Origin of the sequence: Pseudarthrobacter niigatensis (genome assembly GCF_030812615.1) — a bacterium.
Lineage (GTDB): Bacteria > Actinomycetota > Actinomycetes > Actinomycetales > Micrococcaceae > Arthrobacter > Arthrobacter niigatensis.
The window spans coordinates 349,047-366,452 of sequence record NZ_JAUSTB010000003.1 but is presented as its reverse complement, the minus strand read 5'-3'; the positions used below and the strand labels follow the sequence as shown (position 1 = coordinate 366,452).

At 67.5% G+C, this 17,406-nt stretch carries 17 protein-coding genes; 9 read left to right on the top strand and 8 right to left on the bottom strand.

The genetic code is table 11. The annotated features are described in order from the left end of the window. Positions 1-55: 55 nt before the first annotated feature. Positions 56-250: a hypothetical protein gene (locus J2T23_RS06895; RefSeq protein WP_141159295.1), complete on the top strand. Its 195-nt coding sequence runs from the start codon at positions 56-58 to the stop codon at positions 248-250. A gap of 169 nt (positions 251-419) precedes the next feature. Beyond that, on the top strand, positions 420-1,457 hold the full coding sequence (locus J2T23_RS06890; protein WP_307358372.1) for a nitronate monooxygenase: 1,038 nt from the start codon (positions 420-422) through the stop codon (positions 1,455-1,457). A 15-nt stretch (positions 1,458-1,472) separates the two neighbouring features. On the opposite strand, the gene J2T23_RS06885 is transcribed toward J2T23_RS06890, so the two are convergent. Together J2T23_RS06885 and J2T23_RS06880 are read right to left on the bottom strand one after the other, a co-directional pair. After that, entirely contained in the window at positions 1,473-2,513 is a 1,041-nt protein-coding gene (locus tag J2T23_RS06885) for an NAD(P)-dependent alcohol dehydrogenase (protein ID WP_307358371.1), read from the bottom strand. 144 nt (positions 2,514-2,657) lie between these two features. Further along, the gene (locus J2T23_RS06880) at positions 2,658-3,674 is read right to left on the bottom strand and encodes a zinc-dependent alcohol dehydrogenase family protein (protein WP_307358369.1); all 1,017 of its coding nucleotides are present in this window, start codon (positions 3,672-3,674) and stop codon (positions 2,658-2,660) included. A 139-nt stretch (positions 3,675-3,813) separates the two neighbouring features. Here J2T23_RS06880 and J2T23_RS06875 point away from each other — a divergent pair, with 139 nt between their 5' ends. From J2T23_RS06875 to J2T23_RS06850, 6 genes are all read left to right on the top strand, one after another. Beyond that, positions 3,814-4,707, top strand: coding sequence for a helix-turn-helix transcriptional regulator (locus tag J2T23_RS06875; RefSeq protein WP_141159291.1), 894 nt, complete (start codon positions 3,814-3,816; stop codon positions 4,705-4,707). Between the two features lie 389 nt (positions 4,708-5,096). Continuing rightward, positions 5,097-6,212: an ABC transporter substrate-binding protein gene (locus J2T23_RS06870; RefSeq protein WP_307358366.1), complete on the top strand. Its 1,116-nt coding sequence runs from the start codon at positions 5,097-5,099 to the stop codon at positions 6,210-6,212. Continuing rightward, a complete protein-coding gene (locus J2T23_RS06865; protein WP_141159289.1) occupies positions 6,209-7,063 on the top strand; it encodes an ABC transporter permease in 855 nt (284 codons plus the stop codon). Before J2T23_RS06870 ends, J2T23_RS06865 begins: the two co-directional genes overlap by 4 nt. Next, positions 7,039-7,830 (top strand): ABC transporter ATP-binding protein, encoded by a 792-nt coding sequence (locus tag J2T23_RS06860; protein ID WP_307358364.1) that lies wholly within the window; start codon positions 7,039-7,041, stop codon positions 7,828-7,830. The genes J2T23_RS06865 and J2T23_RS06860 overlap by 25 nt, the downstream gene beginning before the upstream one ends. Before the next feature lie 19 nt (positions 7,831-7,849). Further along, entirely contained in the window at positions 7,850-9,217 is a 1,368-nt protein-coding gene (locus J2T23_RS06855; RefSeq protein ID WP_307358361.1) for an LLM class flavin-dependent oxidoreductase, read from the top strand. A 90-nt stretch (positions 9,218-9,307) separates the two neighbouring features. After that, complete coding sequence (locus tag J2T23_RS06850; RefSeq protein WP_307358359.1) at positions 9,308-9,730, top strand: universal stress protein; 423 nt, start codon at positions 9,308-9,310, stop codon at positions 9,728-9,730. Between the two features lie 71 nt (positions 9,731-9,801). On the opposite strand, the gene J2T23_RS06845 is transcribed toward J2T23_RS06850, so the two are convergent. The 5 genes from J2T23_RS06845 to ilvD form a co-directional block, all read right to left on the bottom strand. Beyond that, complete coding sequence (locus J2T23_RS06845; RefSeq protein ID WP_141159286.1) at positions 9,802-10,197, bottom strand: (R)-mandelonitrile lyase; 396 nt, start codon at positions 10,195-10,197, stop codon at positions 9,802-9,804. A 43-nt stretch (positions 10,198-10,240) separates the two neighbouring features. Next, the gene (locus tag J2T23_RS06840; RefSeq protein ID WP_141159285.1) at positions 10,241-11,458 is read right to left on the bottom strand and encodes an MFS transporter; all 1,218 of its coding nucleotides are present in this window, start codon (positions 11,456-11,458) and stop codon (positions 10,241-10,243) included. 70 nt (positions 11,459-11,528) lie between these two features. Beyond that, a complete protein-coding gene (locus J2T23_RS06835) occupies positions 11,529-12,425 on the bottom strand; it encodes a DUF817 domain-containing protein (protein WP_307358355.1) in 897 nt (298 codons plus the stop codon). After that, positions 12,418-13,236 (bottom strand): oxygenase MpaB family protein, encoded by an 819-nt coding sequence (locus J2T23_RS06830; RefSeq protein WP_307358353.1) that lies wholly within the window; start codon positions 13,234-13,236, stop codon positions 12,418-12,420. The genes J2T23_RS06835 and J2T23_RS06830 overlap by 8 nt, the downstream gene beginning before the upstream one ends. A gap of 127 nt (positions 13,237-13,363) precedes the next feature. Then, a complete protein-coding gene (gene ilvD, locus J2T23_RS06825) occupies positions 13,364-15,223 on the bottom strand; it encodes a dihydroxy-acid dehydratase (protein ID WP_307358351.1) in 1,860 nt (619 codons plus the stop codon). Between the two features lie 85 nt (positions 15,224-15,308). Here ilvD and J2T23_RS06820 point away from each other — a divergent pair, with 85 nt between their 5' ends. Next, a complete protein-coding gene (locus J2T23_RS06820; protein WP_141182505.1) occupies positions 15,309-16,142 on the top strand; it encodes a helix-turn-helix transcriptional regulator in 834 nt (277 codons plus the stop codon). Here J2T23_RS06820 and J2T23_RS06815 read toward each other — a convergent pair. Further along, a complete protein-coding gene (locus J2T23_RS06815) occupies positions 16,139-17,374 on the bottom strand; it encodes an amidohydrolase (protein ID WP_307358348.1) in 1,236 nt (411 codons plus the stop codon). The genes J2T23_RS06820 and J2T23_RS06815 overlap by 4 nt on opposite strands. Positions 17,375-17,406: the final 32 nt, after the last annotated feature.

Genomic DNA, 17,406 nt, shown 5'->3' with positions numbered 1-17,406 from the left:
GCGGACAGGCCACTGCCGGACGCTGCGCCGGCTTGACACAGGAAAGTACTGAACAATGACGTTTAACACTGCCGAATCCGTGACGCTGAAGATCTGGGACCGGGCTTCCCTCCACGAGACCCTCGACTCCGCGGTCTCCGACCTCTCCGCGCGCCACAACACCACCACCTGCCGCATCGCCGTCACCTGCAGCGGACCCAACACCTTCACGCTGAGCGTGCGCGGGAACGAGCCGGCACTGGCCCTCTAAGCGGCCCACCACCAAAGGGGCGTGGACGACGGCGGGACTTACCCGGCGTCGTCCGCGCCCCTTTTCCGTCCAGTCAATCGTGCGGCACGACCGCACCTGCTCCCGTCCCAACTACCCCTGCAGGCCGGCGTAGCATTCGTCAGGGATACCCAAACGACGGGAAGGGCTCATGGCAACGCAGCAGAGGCACGCACGGTTCAAGTTCGAATCGCTGGAGCTCCCCGTCATCCAGGCACCGATGGCCGGCGGACCTTCCACCCCGCAACTGGCCGCGGCGGTGAGCGCAGGCGGCGGACTGGGCTTCGTAGCGGCGGGCTACAAAACCGCCGCGGCCATGCGGGCCGAGATCGCGGCTGTGAGGGAACAGACGGACAAGCCCTTCGGCGTGAACCTGTTCGTGCCCCAGGCCTCGGTCGTCAGCCCTTCCGCCCTGCAGCAATACGCCGGCGCGCTGGCCCCGGATGCCGAACGCTTCGGGGTGGCCTTGGGCGAGCCGAGGCATGACGACGACGGCTGGGAACCAAAGCTCGAAGCACTGCTGGACCTTGCGCCCGCGGTCGCGTCGTTCACCTTCGACTTCCCCGAAGCCAGCGTGGTGGAAGCCCTCCACCAGCGAGGGATTTATGTGATCGCCACCGTCACTGCACGCGGCGAAGCGCTGCAGGCGCTCGCCGCCGGCGCCGACGCCCTCTGTGTCCAGGGCCCCGAAGCCGGCGGCCACCGGGGCACGTTCAAAGCGGATGCGCCTCCTCCCCTGGTGCCCCTCCACGGGATCCTTGGCGAACTCGCCGACCTGGAGGTGCCCCTGGTGGCAGCGGGCGGTATTGCCACGGCGGATCACACCCGTGCCGCGCTGGCCCTCGGTGCGGTGGCAGTCCAGGCAGGAACTGCGTTCCTCTGCGCGGACGAAGCAGGCACCAAGGCCGCGCACCGGGCCGCGTTGGCAGCACCGGACCGTTTCACCACCACGGCCGTCACCCGGGCTTTCTCGGGCCGCAATGCCAGGGGCCTGGACAACGAGTTCATGCGCCGCCATGACGGCGAGGCGCCCTACGGATACCCGGAAATCCACCATCTCACTACGCCCTTGCGCGCCGCCGCGGCGGCAGCAGGAGAGCCTGACTGGCTGAACCTATGGGCTGGCATCAACTACCGGAACACGGTGGAAGGCCCCGCAGTATCCATACTGCGGAGCCTTCAGCCTTAGAGGATCGCCCGTGCCTTAGAGGGTGGCGGTGTCGATTACGAAGCGGTATCTCACATCCGATGCCAGCACGCGTTCGTAGGCGTCGTTGATCTTCTCAGCCGGGATGACCTCGATCTCGGCGCCCAGGCCGTGCTCGGCGCAGAAGTTGAGCATTTCCTGGGTCTCGCGGATGCCGCCGATCATGGATCCGGCAAAGGAACGGCGTCCGCCGATCAGCGCGAAGGCATTGACGGGAAGCGGTTCCGCGGGGGCGCCGACGTTGACCAGGGCGCCATCGAGCTTCAGCAGGCCCAGGTAGGCGCTGATGTCGATCGAGGCGCTGACCGTGTTGATGATCAGGTCGAACGAGCCGGCGAGATCGGCGAAGGTGTTCTCGTCGCTGGTGGCGTAGTAGTGGTCGGCGCCGAGCTTCAGGCCGTCCTCCTGCTTCTTCAGCGACTGGGACAGCACGGTTACTTCGGCGCCCATGGCGTGGGCCTGCTTGACGGCCATGTGGCCCAGGCCGCCAAGGCCGACCACTGCAACGTTCTTGCCGGGCCCTGCGCCCCAGTGCCGCAGCGGTGAGTAGGTGGTGATGCCTGCGCACAGCAGCGGTGCGGCGACGTCCAGGTCGATGCCCTCGGGGATGGTGACAACGAAGTCTTCGGTCACCACAACGTGGGTGGAGTAACCGCCCTGGGTGATGGTGCCGTCCCGGTCAACAGCGCCGTAGGTGCCGATGTTGCCCTTGAGGCAGTACTGCTCCTCGCCCTTCTGGCAGTTGACGCACTCCTTGCAGGAGTTGACCATGCAGCCAACGCCAACACGGTCGCCCACTGCGTGCTTGGTGACGGCGGAACCTACCTCGGTGACAATGCCGGCGATCTCGTGGCCGGGAACCAGCGGGTACTGCTGCGGGCCCCAGTCACCGCGGACAGTGTGGATGTCCGAGTGGCAGATGCCGGCGAACTTGATGTCGATCAGGACGTCGTGGGGACCCACTTGGCGGCGCTCGATGGTGGTTGCCACCAGGTCCTCCGTGGCGGACGGGGATGCATAAGCCTTGACGGTAGTCATGGTTCTCCTGTGATCTGTTGGGGGATATTCACGATGCTACCGGGGTTGTTCGGAGCAAACCCCGGAAAAGGACGGGCCAGCGTGGCCCTGCTGAAACTGGTCTTGGGAGTCCTACCCTTGGCGATGTTCCTGGACGGAACCTGGTCACGGGCGGAGGAGCACCTTGATGGCGCGGCGTTCGTCCATGGCCTTGTACGCCTCCGCAGCTTGTTCCAGCGGCAGTTCAAGGTCGAACACTTTGCCGGGGTTAATGTCGCCGCGGAGGATCAGGTCGATCAGGTCCGGCAGATATTGCCGCACCGGGGCAGGGCCGCCGTGCAGGTGGACGTGCGAGGAGAACAGGTCGCGGCCGGGCAGCGAGACGTCATGGGAGACGCCCACGAAACCCACATGCCCGCCGGCCCGTGTGGCGTGGATGGCTTGCAGCATCGACTCCTGCGTTCCCACGGCTTCGAGGACGGAATGCGCGCCGAGGCCGCCGGTAAGTTCCTTGATCTTCTTCACGCCCGCGTCACCGCGCTCCACCACAATATCGGTGGCACCAAACTCGCGCGCCAGTGCCTGCCGGTCCGTGTGGCGCGACATGGCGATGATCCGCTCGGCGCCCATTTGCCTGGCTGCCAGGACCCCCAAAAGTCCGACGGCGCCGTCGCCCACCACTGCCACTGTCTTCCCGGGGCCCACCTGGGCCGCCTTCGCGGCAAACCATCCCGTGCCCAGGACATCGGAGGCGGCCAGCAGCGACGGAACCTTGTCGGCGTCGGGTATGCCGGGCGTGGCCACCAACGTGCCATCCGCCAGCGGGACGCGGAGGTACTCCGCCTGCGAACCGCTGACGCCCTGGCGGTGGACGCATCCGCTCTGGTAGCCGGAACGGCAGATCTCGCAGGTGTTGTCCGATGCGATGAAGGACCCCACGACGAACTGGCCGGGCGTAACGTTCTTCACGTCGGCTCCGACTTCCTCGACGACCCCCACGTACTCGTGGCCCATGGGAACGGGCCTGGAGATTTTGTCGGCGCCGCGGTAGGGCCAGAGATCGGACCCGCACACACAGGCGGCCGCGAGTTTGATAACTGCGTCCGTCGGCTTCTGGATGGTGGGCTTGTCACGATCCTCGACGCGGACGTCTCCGGGCGCGTGCATGATGGTTGCGCGCATGCTGGTCCTTCCAAGAATGAAACGGCTGAACGGGACATCTCCATCAAACCCGGCCCCGGCATTCAAAGCGAGGGTCCTGCTGTAACTGGTTCTGGCAGAACCTCCTTACGGTCCCGCCATTCGTCGTAACGTGTTCCCTATGGATAACCGAGCCGAGGTCCGGCAGTTCCTCTCCTCACGCCGTGGACGGATCACCCCGGAGCAGGCAGGCATCGAACCCTACGGCGGCCGCCGGCGCGTGCCGGGGCTGCGCCGCGAGGAAGTGGCCCGGCTGGCAGGCGTCAGCGTGGACTACTACACGCGGCTGGAACGGGGAAACCTCCACGGTGTTTCGGACAGCGTCCTGGACGCCATCGCCGGTGCCCTTGAACTGGACCGCGCCGAGCATGACCACCTCTACGACCTCGCCCGGGCGGCCAACACGTCGGGCCGCAAGCGTGCCGCAGGCGCCGGAGGTTCCGCGCCGTCGAAGGTCCGGCCCGAACTGCAGTACCTGCTGGACGCCATCACGGAAGCGCCGGCCTTCATTGGCAACAACCGCCTGGACATCGTTGCCGCCAACACGCTGGGTTATGCGCTGTATTCGGACATGTACCGCAACCCGTCACGGCCGGCCAACCACTCGCGGTTCATTTTCCTCGACCCCCGCGCCCACAACTTCTACACGGACTGGGACCGGGCTGCCCACACCAACGTAGCCATCCTCCGCCGGGAGGCCGGCCGCAACCCCCATGACAAGGGCATCGCCGAACTCATCGGTGAACTCTCCATGCGCAGCGACGTGTTCCGCACGCTCTGGGCGGCCCACAACGTCCGCCGCCACTACGCGGGCACCAAGTTCTTCCAGCATCCCGTGGTGGGGCTCCTTGAGCTGAACTACCAGGTGCTTGGGCTCGAAGAAGATCCGGGGCACACCCTCACGGTCTATCCCGCTACGCCCGGCAGCACGTCGGCGGAAGCCCTCAAGCTCCTCGCCTCCTGGGCGGTCACCGAGAACATCGTGGAAACGGCGCAGGCAAAGGTCGGCAGCTAAGAAGGCTGCCCTGTCCTGGGCGCCGGCCGGGCTCGCAGCCGACGAGCCAGTGGAGTCCGTACATGAAGCGGCGTTGCAGTCCCCTTAACCCAGGTTTCGGTTCGTGGCGCCGCGTTGCCTGCTTTGTCTCCAGGATGGCGCCATGAGTAGCGCCGTTGCGCAGGGTTTAGCGTCCGTTTCATACCGGTGGCCAACGCACCGCGAGCCGTGTTTAGGTGTTTCCACGGCACCGGCCACGCCGCAGGCACCACCCCACAGTCCCGCCAGTACGCATCATCCCGCAGCACCCTGATCCCGCCGTTTGGGCGGACCAACCACCCCTTCACGCCCGCCCGGGCACACACCCCGGGTGCCGTCGTCGTACCCGGATCCTCCTCGAAAGGAACACCATGACCTTCCCAGCACCCCCACCCCAAACGAGCCATCGTGCTGCCTTTAGCCGGCGCCGTGCGCTGGGCGCACTCCTGGCTGTTCCCGCCGTCGGCCTGCTGTCCGCCTGCGGCGGGACCGCCACCGCAGGCGGAGCCCGCATCAGCCAGGGCGCCCTTGAACCGCTGGCGGCCTCGGTGCCTGCCGGCACCTCCATTAAGGTGGGCGATCCCAGCATCAAAGTGGCGCTGGAACTGTCCGGCCTGGTCAAGGACCTGGACGGCTTTACGGTGGAGTTCGCCAACATCTCCGGCGGCCCCCAGACCACCGAGGCCTTCCGCGCCAACGCCCTGGACGTCGGGTCAGTGGCGGACATTCCGCCCATCCACGCCACCTGGACCGGGCTGGACGTCCGCATCATCGCCGCCGGCTACCGGCAGGACGCGGTGAACCATCCCATCTACGAGCTCGGTGTGGCACCGGGAGCCGGCATCGGCAAGCTCGAGGAGTTGCGCGGGAAGAAAGTGGCCTACTCCCCCGGCCAGGCACAGGGCGCCCTGGTGCTGCGCATCCTGGACAAAGCCGGCCTCAAGCAGGAAGACGTCAAGCTCGTGGAGCTCCCCAGCACCGGGGACGCCTACGCCACCGCGCTGGCCAGCAAGCAGGTGGACGCGGCTCCGCTGGGTGGCGTCCAGATCAAGCGCTACCTGGCCAAATACAAGGCCGACGGCGCCACCACCCTCCGCCACGGGCTCCGCGATGATCCCAGCCTCCTCTACTCCCCCGCCAAAGTCCTGGCCGATCCCGCCAAGGCAGCCGCCCTTGCCGCCTACGCAAAGGTCTGGGGCAAGGCGCAGCGCTGGATCGAGGACCACCCGGCCGAGTGGCTGGACGGCTACTACGTCAAGGACCAGGGCCTGTCCCGCGAGGACGGCCAGTACCTGATCGATGCCACCGGCAAGCGCGACCTGCCGACGTCCTGGACGGAGGCCATCGCACGGCACCAGGAAACGATCGACCTGCTGTCCCGCGAGCAGAAGAAACCTCAGTTGAAGGCAGCGGACCTCTACGACACCCGCTTCGAGGCGATCGCCGGCACGGCGTTCGCCTCCGCCGCCAAGGGTGGCGCGGCATGAGCGCGGTACTGGACCGTCCCGTCGTCGCACCCCACCAGGACCCGGCGCAGGCTGGCCGTCCGGACGTGCGGCCCGCGGGCAGGAGGCTGGGGCCCGGACGACGACGGCGGCTCGCCTGGGTGGGTCCGTCCGCTTTGCTGCTGCTGTGGACAGCCGCGTCCGCCACCGGGGCGCTGGATCCGCGCATCCTCTCCGAACCCTGGACCGTCGTGGCCACCGCCGGTGAGCTCATCGCCGACGGCCGGCTCCAGGAGAACCTGGCGATCTCCGCCCAGCGCGCCGGCCTGGGAATGTTCTTCGGCATCCTGGTGGGAGCGGTGCTGGCCCTGCTGTCCGGGCTGAGCCGGATCGGTGAAGCACTGATTGACGGTCCGGTGCAGATCAAGCGCGCCATTCCCGGCCTGGCCCTGATCCCGCTGCTCATCCTGTGGTTCGGCATCGACGAGACCATGAAGGTCCTCACCATCACCCTGGGCGTCTTTGTCCCCGTCTACCTGCAGACCCATGCCGGGCTGCGCGGCATCGACCTGCGGTTCGTCGAACTTGCCCGGACGGTGGGCCTGGGCCGGGCCGGCTTCATCCGCAAGGTGGTCCTCCCCGGCGCCCTGCCCGGCTTCTTCCTGGGCCTGCGCTTCGCGGTGACCGGCGCCTGGGTGTCCCTGGTGGTGGTGGAACAGATCAACGCCACCAGCGGGATCGGCTACATGATGGAGCTCGCCCGCACCTACGGCCAGACCAACATCATCATCCTGGGCCTGGCCGTCTACGGCATCCTTGGCCTCCTCTCCGACGGAATTGTCCGTTTCATCGAACGAAAGGCCCTCTCATGGCAGCGCACCCTGGCGGGCTGACCGCCGTCGCCCCCTCCCCCGCCGGCACCAAGTCCGGCGCCGCCGTTTCAGTCCGCGGGCTTATCCGCAGCTTCGGTACCAAGAGCGTCCTGGACGGCGTGGACCTGGACATCGCGCCCGGCGAATTCGTGGCCCTGCTGGGACCCAGCGGCTGTGGCAAAAGCACCCTGCTGCGCGCCCTGGCCGGCCTGGACCACGAGGTCCGCGGCAGCGGCGTGATCAGCGTCCCGGACCGCGTCTCCGTGGTCTTCCAGGATTCCCGGCTGCTGCCGTGGGACACCGTGCTGGGCAACGTCACGCTGGGCGTCCGGGAGCACGACGCCGATGCCCGGGCCCGCAAGGCACTCGCCGAAGTGGGACTCGCCGGACGTGAAAAAGCTTGGCCGCACCAGCTTTCCGGCGGTGAGCAGCAACGCGTGGCGCTGGCGCGGTCCCTGGTCCGGGAACCGCAGCTGCTGCTGGCCGACGAGCCGTTCGGCGCGCTGGACGCCCTGACCCGGATCAGGATGCACGGGCTCCTCCAGGACCTGGTGGCGGCCCACCGGCCAGCCGTCCTGCTGGTCACCCACGACGTGGACGAGGCCATCGCACTGGCCGACCGGATCGTGGTCCTGGACCGCGGCCGCATCGCCACCGTCCGCCCGGTGCCACCCGCAATCCGATCTTCCGCCGATGCTGCGGGGCACGAAGCCCTGCGCCGCGACCTCCTCACGGCGCTGGGCGTCGAACCCGTCCACACACCTGAACCGGCCGCCGTCGGCCGCTAACTTCCAAAGGAGCAAACCCTTGACTACCCGGAACCCATCCCTACGCCAACTCCACCTCAACGCCTTCCTCATGAGCACCGGCCACCACGAGGCCTCATGGCGGCTGCCGGAAAGCGATCCCCATGCGGGAACCAAGGTGGAGCATTACCAGCAGCTCGCCCGGACTGCAGAGCGCGGCAAGCTGGACTCCATTTTCTTCGCCGACTCCCCTGTCCTGTTCGGCGAGGTGGGGCGCCGTCCTGCCGGGAAGCTGGAGCCCACCGTGCTGCTCACGGCCATCGCCGGCGCCACCGAGCGGATCGGGCTGATCGCCACCGCTTCCACCACCTACAATGAACCGTTCAACCTGGCCCGCCGCTTCGCGTCCGTCGACTGGGCCAGCGGCGGACGGGCCGGCTGGAATGTGGTGACTACGGCAGGCCCGGACGCGGCGCGCAACTTCGGCGTGGACGACCAGCCCGCCCACGCCGTCCGGTACGAACGCGCCGCCGAGTTCATCGAGGTGGCGCAGAAGCTCTGGGACAGCTGGCAGGACGACGCCGTCCTCGCGGACAAGGCGGAGGGCGTGTGGGGCGATGCGGACAGGATCCGCACCGTCGACCACGAAGGCAAGCATTTCAAGGTTCGCGGGCCGCTCAATGTTCCGCGGTCACCCCAGGGACACCCCCTGATAGTCCAGGCAGGTTCGTCCGAGGACGGCAAGGGCCTGGCCGCGAAGTACGCCGACGCCGTCTTCACCGCGCACCAGACCTTGGCCGACGCGCAGGAGTTCTACCGCGACTTGAAGGCCCGCACCACTGCCGCCGGCCGCGATCCGGAATCCATCAAGATCCTTCCGGGCATTGTCCCGGTCATCGGTGCCACCGAGGAGGAAGCCCTGGAACTGGAACGCGAACTCGACCGGCTGATCAAGCCCGAGTACGCCCGGATCCAACTGGCCAGGACCCTGCGCGTGGACCCGGAGGACCTGCCGCTGGACCGGCAGCTGCCGGACAACCTGCCCAGCGAGGATGAGATCGAGGGGGCAAAGAGCCGCTACACCCTGATCGTCCAGCTGGCGCGCCGGGAGCAGCTCACCGTGCGGCAGCTGATCGGCCGCCTGGGCGGCGGCCGCGGGCACCGCACCTTCACCGGCACGCCCGTACAGGTGGCGGACGCCATCCAGGAATGGTTCGACGGCGGGGCCGCGGACGGCTTCAACATCATGCCGCCGGTGCTTCCCTCCGGGTTGGAGGCGTTCGTGGACCAGGTGGTGCCGATCCTGCAGGAACGCGGGCTTTTCCGGACAGAGTACGCCGGAAAGACGCTGCGGGAGCACTACGGGTTGGCCCGGCCCGGCAACAGGTATGCGGATGCTGCCGTACCCGGGCTGGCTGGGATCGGTTAAACCAAAGGCCGTGATACCCGTACTCCGCGCGGGTAGTCCCTAAACTGGCAGATGGATTTGAATGCCAGGACTATACGAAGGAGCGAGTGAATGGCCAATGTAGTGGTTGTAGGGGTGGACGCCAGCCCGTCCGCGCGGAAGGCAGCGGAAGTCGCGCTGGACCTGGCCGGGTCGCTGGGGGCCTCACTGCACGTAGTGACCGCCTTCGAGATGGAGAACGCCGAAACCTTTGGTGTGGGCTCGGACAAGGTGAGGATTTCCAACGCCGACAGCTCCGAGATCGTGGCGAAGTCCCTGGGCGCATCCCGGCCGGGAGTGGACATCACCCACTTCGCAGCCCGTGGCAAGCCGGCGGATTCGCTGATCAAGGAAGCCATCCGCCTGGACGCCCGGGTGATCGTGGTGGGCAACCGCAGGATGCGCGGGATTGGCCGGCTGCTGGGCAGCGTCGCCAACAGCGTGGCGCACAACGCCCCGTGCGATGTCTACATCGCGAACACGTACGAGGACTGACCTGCCTCACGCACAAGGAGGGCGGACGACGGCGGACCTTCCCGCCGTCGTCCGCCCTCCTTTTTGTGTGGTCAGGCGCTGTATTCCTCGTCAGTGACGTGATCGAGCCAGGTGACGACCTGCCCCTCAGCATCCGCTTCCTGCATGGCGACGTGCGCCATGAAGCGCTCCGGGGTTGCCCCGTGCCAGTGTTCTTCCCCGGGTTCGATGTAGACCACGTCACCGGGACGGATTTCCTGGATCTCCCCGCCCCGGCGCGCTACCAGCCCCACGCCGTCGGTGACATAGAGGGTCTGGCCCTTGGGGTGGTGGTGCCACGCGGTCCGGGCACCGGGGGCGAACCGGACGTGCGCGCAACCGATGGCTGACTGTTCGTCAGGATTCCGGATCCCGTCGATCTGCACGGTCCCGGTGAACCATTCCTTAGGGCCGGCCGCCGTCTGGCCGCCGCTCTTGGTGTACTTCATGTTCTCCTCCTGTTGGGTGGGCTGGATTGAAATCTTCAGACGGTCAGGCGGTCCGGCCCGTGACCCTGGCAGTCAGGTACGCGAGGACCGACGAAACCGCAAGGATGGCTGCGGCCGCCAGGAAAGCCCCGCCATAGCCGGCGGAGTCGAAAAGCACGCCGCCCAACGTTGAGCCGACCGCGATCGAGGTCTGGACCACGGCCACCATCAGGCCTCCGCCGGCCTCGGCGTCGTGCGGCATGGCCTCGGCGATCCAGCTCCACCAGCCCACCGGGGCGGACGTGGACATCAGTCCCCAGAAAGCCAGGAGGACCACGACGGCGGCAAACCAGCCGCCGGACGGAACGAGGGCCGCCGCTATGACGGCCATGAGGGCCGGAATGGCTGCCAAGGTCCGGTACAGGCCCTTGCCCAGGAAGCGGCCAATGAGCATGGTGCCGGCAAAGCCCGCCACACCGATTACCAGCAGCACCAGGGATATCGTGGCCACGTCCACGCGGGTCACCGTCTCCAGGAAGGGACGGATGTAGGTGAACAGGACGAACTGCCCCATGAAGAAGGACCCGCAGGCGGCCATCCCCCAGGCGACGGTGCGGCTCTTGAATGCGGCGAAAATCCCAAAAACCGTGCCCGTGGCCCGCGTCCCGGCCTTCATTGACGGAAGGCTGATCCATTGCCAGGCCAGGGCGAGCACCGCCACCGGAACCAGGCAGAAGAACGCTCCACGCCAGCCGATGACCGAACCCAGGTAGCTGCCCAGGGGCGCAGCCAGGACGGTGGCCAGGGCGTTGCCCCCGTTGAAGATCGCCAGGGCACGCGGCACTTGGTGGGCGGGCACCAGCCGCATGGCGGTCGCCGCGGACATGGACCAGAACCCGCCGATCACCACGCCAATGAGGGCGCGGCCAACCATGAAGAGCAGGTATCCCGGGGCCATCGCCACCAGGGCTCCGGAGACCGCCATCAAGGTGGTCAGGCCCAAAAGGAGCGGCTTGCGGTTCAGGTTGCCGGCCAGCGTGGATACGGACAGGCTGGTGAGGACGGCAAAGAGCCCGGAGATGGCAATGCCCTGCCCCACCATTCCCTCGGAGACCTGTAGTTCGGCGGCCATGGGGGTCAGCAGGCTGACCGGCATGAACTCGGACGCGATCAGCGCGAAGACGCACAGGGACATGGCGAAGACGCCGCCCCAGTGCGCGGGCTGCTGCGCGCGGGGTTTTTGGGGCGCGCTGGTACTGGTGAGAAGTTTTTCGGGGGCCATGGGTCCATCAAACCGTGCCGTCCAAGCCCTAGCGAGGGCCCTGCTGAACCGGGTTTTGCCAGAACCCCCTTTAGCGCAGCCCGGCGGGCCGCCGGACCTCCCGGCGTGGGGCGTTCTCCGGTTCCGGCGGCCGCGGCTTGTAGACCCAGGCCACCAGCACCACGGAAATGATCATCAGCAGGAACCAGGCCACGAGTTTTTCCAGGCCCACCGGGTGCCAGCCGTCCACCTGGCTGGGGTAGAGCCACGCGCCGGACCACGTGGCGATGTTCTCGGCCAGCCAGATGAACAGCGCCACCAGCAGGAAGGACACCACCAGTGGCATGCGGAACTCCCGCCGGAAGACGCGGAAGTGCATCACGCACCGGCCGAAGATGAGCACGACGGCGGCGAGCAGCACCCAGCGAAGGTCCCACAAGTAGTGGTGGGTGAAGAAGTTGGCGTAGATGGCGGCGGCGAGGACCGCGGTGTGCAAGCGGCGCGGGTAGGCAGCGAAGCGAAGGTCGAACAGCCGGTAGACGCGCACCATGTACGAGCCCACGGCGGCATACATGAATCCGCTGAAGAGCGGCACGGCCCAGATGCGCAGGACGCCTTCGGCCCCGTAGGACCACGAACCCATATCGGTTTTGAACAGCTCCATCACCGTGCCCACCAGGTGGAACAGGACGATCACCCGCAGTTCCCGCAGCGTTTCCAGCTTGAACGCCACCATCAGGATTTGGATCACGACGGCGGCGACGGTCAGGAAGTCGTTGCGTGCCAGCCCTGTACCGTCCGGGTACCAGAGCCTGGCCGCCATCAGCACGGCCAGGAGTGCGGCGCCGAAAATGCAGGCCCAGCCCTGTTTGAGTCCGAAGACAATGAATTCAGTGAGTTTGGCCCTGGCGCCATTGGCGGGGGCCGTGGCCAGGAAGCGGTGGGCGCGTTCATCGATCCGCCGCTCCAACGGGGTGGAACTACGCACGGATGCCTTGGTGTTGTGCCGCCTGCGGGCTACGGCGGAGGTCCTTTTCCAGTTCGGCCAGGCAGTAGTCCTTGAACCAGTGCCTGATGCGCAACGGCAGCATGGGGTAGGCCACCGCAAGGATGCGCCAGGTCCGGTCGTAGCGGCGCTGGTGGCGTTCGCTCCAGGCGAGCCCGAAGTCCTTGCGCAGCTGCTCCGGGAGGAGCCCCGCGGTAAGGAACCGCGCGGACGGCATGATGGCCCGGTACCAAAGGGCAGTGTGCTTGGGAAACAGCAGTCCGCGGCCAACGCGCACGCCCTCTTCCTCGGCGTGGAGGGTGGATACCTGGTCTTCCCAGTAGCGGCCGAAGGCTGCCCGGTCCTTTGGCCACATGTCGGGGGGAAGCTGCAGCGCGGTGCCGATCCGTGCGTAGTCCTGGTACATCGCGTCGGCGGCGGCGTCGTCGAGCGGGCCGTGGATCTTCTCGATGATGGTCAGCGCTGTGTCGTAAAGCGTGGCTGCCACCCAGAGCTGAAGTACCGGGTCGAAGGCGTTGTAGCCTGCGGACGACCCATCCTCCGGACGGCGTACCGGAACGTGGGCACGGTTGACCCGGCGCCGGACTTCCTTGACCTGCTCCTCGGTTCCGTACACCACGCCGTACACGTAGGTGAGCGTGCCCTTAAGCCGGTTGACGGGGCGTTCGGTGAACGTGCTGTGCGCCGCCACCCCACGGCCGATCGCAGGGTTGGCCAGCTGCAGCAGGATGGCCCGTCCTGCCCCGGCGAGCAGGATGCCTTCTGCCCGGTAATCGGCGGTTCCCTGCACCATGGGAAAAGGCTACCGGAGTGCTGCCGCAGCGGGACGGGGACTTTTGGCCCGTCGTCGTGGGTGCCGCATGCCCGGGCGGAGGAGGCCGGAGGACCCGACCTGTTTCCTCCCCCGCCCGGTGCGGGCCTTACCGCTCCAGCAGGGACACGTCCCGGACAGCGCCCTTGTCCGCGGAGGTGGCCATCGCGGCGTATGCGCGCAGTGCAGCGGACACCTGCCGGTCCCGGTCCTTGGGCTTGTAGCCGCCGTTGACCAGCAGCTTCTCGCGGCGCTCGGCCAGGAGTTCATCGGATACCTCCAGCTGCAGCGAGCGCTGGCTGATGTTGATGCTGATGATGTCGCCGTCCTCCACCAGGGCGATGGCGCCTCCGGACGCTGCCTCAGGGGAGATGTGTCCGATGGACAAGCCGGAGGTGCCGCCGGAGAAGCGGCCGTCCGTGATGAGGGCGCACTTCTTGCCCAGGCCGCGGCCCTTGAGGAACGACGTCGGGTACAGCATTTCCTGCATGCCCGGACCACCCTTGGGGCCTTCGTAGCGGATCACCACCACATCGCCTTCCTTGATGGACTTGTTCAGGATCTTTTCGACGGCCTCGTCCTGCGACTCGCACACCACGGCCGGCCCGGAGAACGTCCAGATGGACTCGTCCACGCCGGCGGTCTTCACCACCGCGCCGTCCACTGCGACGTTGCCGCGGAGCACGGCCAGGCCGCCGTCCTTGGAGTACGCGTGTTCCACCGAGCGGATGCAGCCTTCTGCGGCGTCGGTGTCCAGGGAGGTCCACTCGTTCGACTGGGAGAACGCCGTGGAGGAGCGGACGCCGCCGGGAGCGGCGTGCCACAGCGCCTTGGCTTCCTCGGTGGCCATGCCGCCGCGGATGTCCCAGTCATCCAGCCAGCCGTCCAGGTCGGCGGAGTGCACGGAGTGGACGTCCTTGTGCAGGAGGCCGCCTCGGTTCAGCTCGCCCAGCAGGGCGGGGATGCCGCCGGCGCGGTGCACGTCCTCCATGTAGTAGGTCTTGTCCTTGGCCACGTTCGGAGCCACCTTGGCCAGGCAGGGCACCTGGCGGGACTTGGCATCCATCTCGGCCAGGCCGTAGTCCACCCCGGCCTCCTGGGCGGCGGCCAGCAGGTGCAGGATGGTGTTGGTGGAGCCGCCCATGGAGATGTCCAGGGCCATGGCGTTGTCGAAGGCCTTGGCTGTGGCGATGGAGCGGGGCAGCACCGACTCGTCGTCGCCGTCGTAATAGCGCTTCACGAGCTCGACGACGGTGGCGCCGGCTTTCTCGTACAGCGCCTTGCGGGCGGTGTGGGTGGCCAGCACGGAGCCGTTGCCCGGCAGCGACAGGCCGATGGCTTCGGTGAGGCAGTTCATGGAGTTGGCGGTGAACATCCCGGAGCAGGAACCGCAGGTGGGGCAGGCGTTCTCTTCGATGAGGTTGATGTCGGCATCGGAGATGGACTCGTCCACGGCGTCGGCGATCGCGTTCACCAGGTCCAGGGAGCGCACGGAACCGTCGGTCAGGGTCACGCGGCCGGCCTCCATGGGGCCGCCGGAGACGAAGACCACCGGGATGTTCAGGCGCAGGGCGGCCATGAGCATGCCGGGGGTGATCTTGTCGCAGTTGGAAATGCACACCAGGGCGTCGGCACAGTGGGCGTTGACCATGTACTCCACGGAGTCGGCGATCAGGTCGCGGGACGGCAGCGAGTAGAGCATGCCGGAGTGGCCCATGGCGATGCCGTCGTCCACGGCGATGGTGTTGAACTCGCGCGGCACGGCGCCGGCGGCCAGGATCGCGTCCGAGACGATCCTGCCCACCGGGGCCAGGTGGGTGTGGCCGGGGACGAACTCGGTAAAGGAGTTGGCCACGGCGATGATGGGCTTGCCGATGTCGGAGTTGGCAACGCCGGAGGCGCGCAGCAGTGCGCGGGCTCCGGCCATGTTGCGGCCGTGGGTGACTGTTTTTGAGCGAAGTGCAGGCATGCTTACCATGCTGCTGGTTCGGCGCTCCCGGCGGAAGACAGCCCTGCTACTAGTAGTGGGAGTACCAGAGTAATAGTATTTGGGAGTGAACAATCCCGGACGGCGCAAGGAACTGGGCCTCTTCCTGCGGGCCAGGCGCGACCAGGCGCTGCGGGCTGACTACGGCCTGCCGCCCGTCGGCCGCACCCGTGAGCGGGGGCTCCGCCGCGAGGAAGTGGCGTTCCTTTCCGGCGTCAGCGTCACCTGGTACACGTGGCTGGAGCAAGGGCGGGACATTAGCCCTTCCCGGCAGGTTTTGGAGGCCATCAGCCGTGCGCTGCATTTGTCCAGCACCGGCCTGGGCTACGTACTGTCGCTGGGCGGCTATGCCACCGCGGCGCCCGCCGGGCCGGCAGCCGATACCGCGCCGCCCCACATCCAGCGCCTCCTGGACGCCCTCGATCCCAATCCATCCTTCGCGTTGTTTCCGGACTGGGGCGTGGCCGGGTGGAACACGGCTTACGCGGCGTTGTATCCCAATATCGCCAAGGTGCCGGCGGCAGACCGGAATCTGTTGTGGCTGGTGTTCACCGACCCGTATGTCAGGAACCTCCTGCCGGACTGGGAGACCACCAGCAAGCGGTTCCTGGCCGAGTTCCGGGCCGAAACCGGGCAGCGGCTGGGCGATCCGGACATCCAGTACCAGGTGGAACGGCTCAAGGAAGCGAGCCCGGAGTTCCGGCAGGGCTGGGACCTTTACGACATCCTGGGTTTCGAGTCCCGCGAGCGTCTGTTCCACCACCCCGCCGTGGGTGTGCTCCAGCTGGAACACCACCAGGTGTCGCCATCGGACCGGCCGGACCTGCACATCGTGGTTTATACGCCGGCCCCGGGCAGCGGCGCCGCGGCGCAGATGAAGTCGCTCCTGGCAGCAGCCTAACCGGGCGGCACTGCGAGGTAGGCGAGCGCGGCCGCCGCCTGGGCCCGCGTTGCCACGGCGAGGGTGGGGTCGACGGCAGGGAGGAACGACGGCGAGTGGTTGGCCGGGATATCGGCGTCCACCGTGCCGTTCGCCACCGCCCGCCGGTAGGTTTCCGGCGGCACGGAGCCCACCACCCAGTACACGTACGGAATTCCGAAGGCGTCGGGGATCCGGCTGAAATCCTCGGACGCTGTCTGCGGGGCAGTCTGGTAGACGGCATCCGCGCCGAAGGCCTGCGTGAATGCGGCGGCCACCCGGGCGTTGGCTTCCGGATCGTTGCTGGTCAGCGGGTACTGGTCGTAGTACTCGAACTCCGGCTCCTGGGGCGAGCCCGCAGCTGCACACTCACCCCGGACGATCCGCTCGATCGCAGCCATGATGGCGGCACGCAAATCCACGTCGTAGGTGCGGAGGTTGAGCAGCAGCTCGGCCCGGTCCGGGATGATGTTCGCCGTGGCGCCCGCCCGCAGGGAGCCGACGGTCAGCACGGCGAACTTCCCCGGCATGGTTTCTCGGGACACGACGGTCTGGAGGCGGAGGACGATCGAGGCGGCGAGCACCACCGGATCAACCGCCTTGTGCGGCATCGAGCCGTGGGCACCCCGGCCGTGGACGGTGATCCGGACTGAATCACCAGCCGAGAGGATGGGACCCGGCGTAGTGCCGATGGTTCCCGCCTCGGTGGGCATGACGTGCTGGGCCAGCGCCACGTCCGGCCGCGGGATTCCGGCGGCCAGGCCGTCGTCGAGCATTGCCTGCGAGCCCGCCGCCGTTTCCTCTGCCGGCTGGAAGAGGGCTGTGTAGGTTCCCCGCCAGGCATCCCGATGGTCGGCGAGGTACTTGGCCGCCCCGAGCAGGGCCACCACATGCATGTCGTGCCCGCAGGCGTGCATTACCCCGGCGTTGGCGGAGGCGTAGCTCGCGCCTGTTGCCTCCGTGACCGGAAGCGCGTCCATGTCCGCCCGGGCCAGGACACCAGGGCCGGTCCCGTTGGCAAGCACACCCACCACGCCGGTACCGCCAAAGTGCCGGACATCGAAGCCCCAGGCGGCCAGCTTCTCCGCAACTGCTGCGGAGGTCTGGTGTTCGGCGAGGCCGAGTTCCGGATTCCGGTGCAGCTGTTCATAGAACGGGACCTGCCAGTCCAGCTCCTGCCCGATGCCTTCCGCAGTGTTGTTGGCCAGTTCCATGTGAAGTCTCCTTCCGGCCGGCGCTGCCAGCC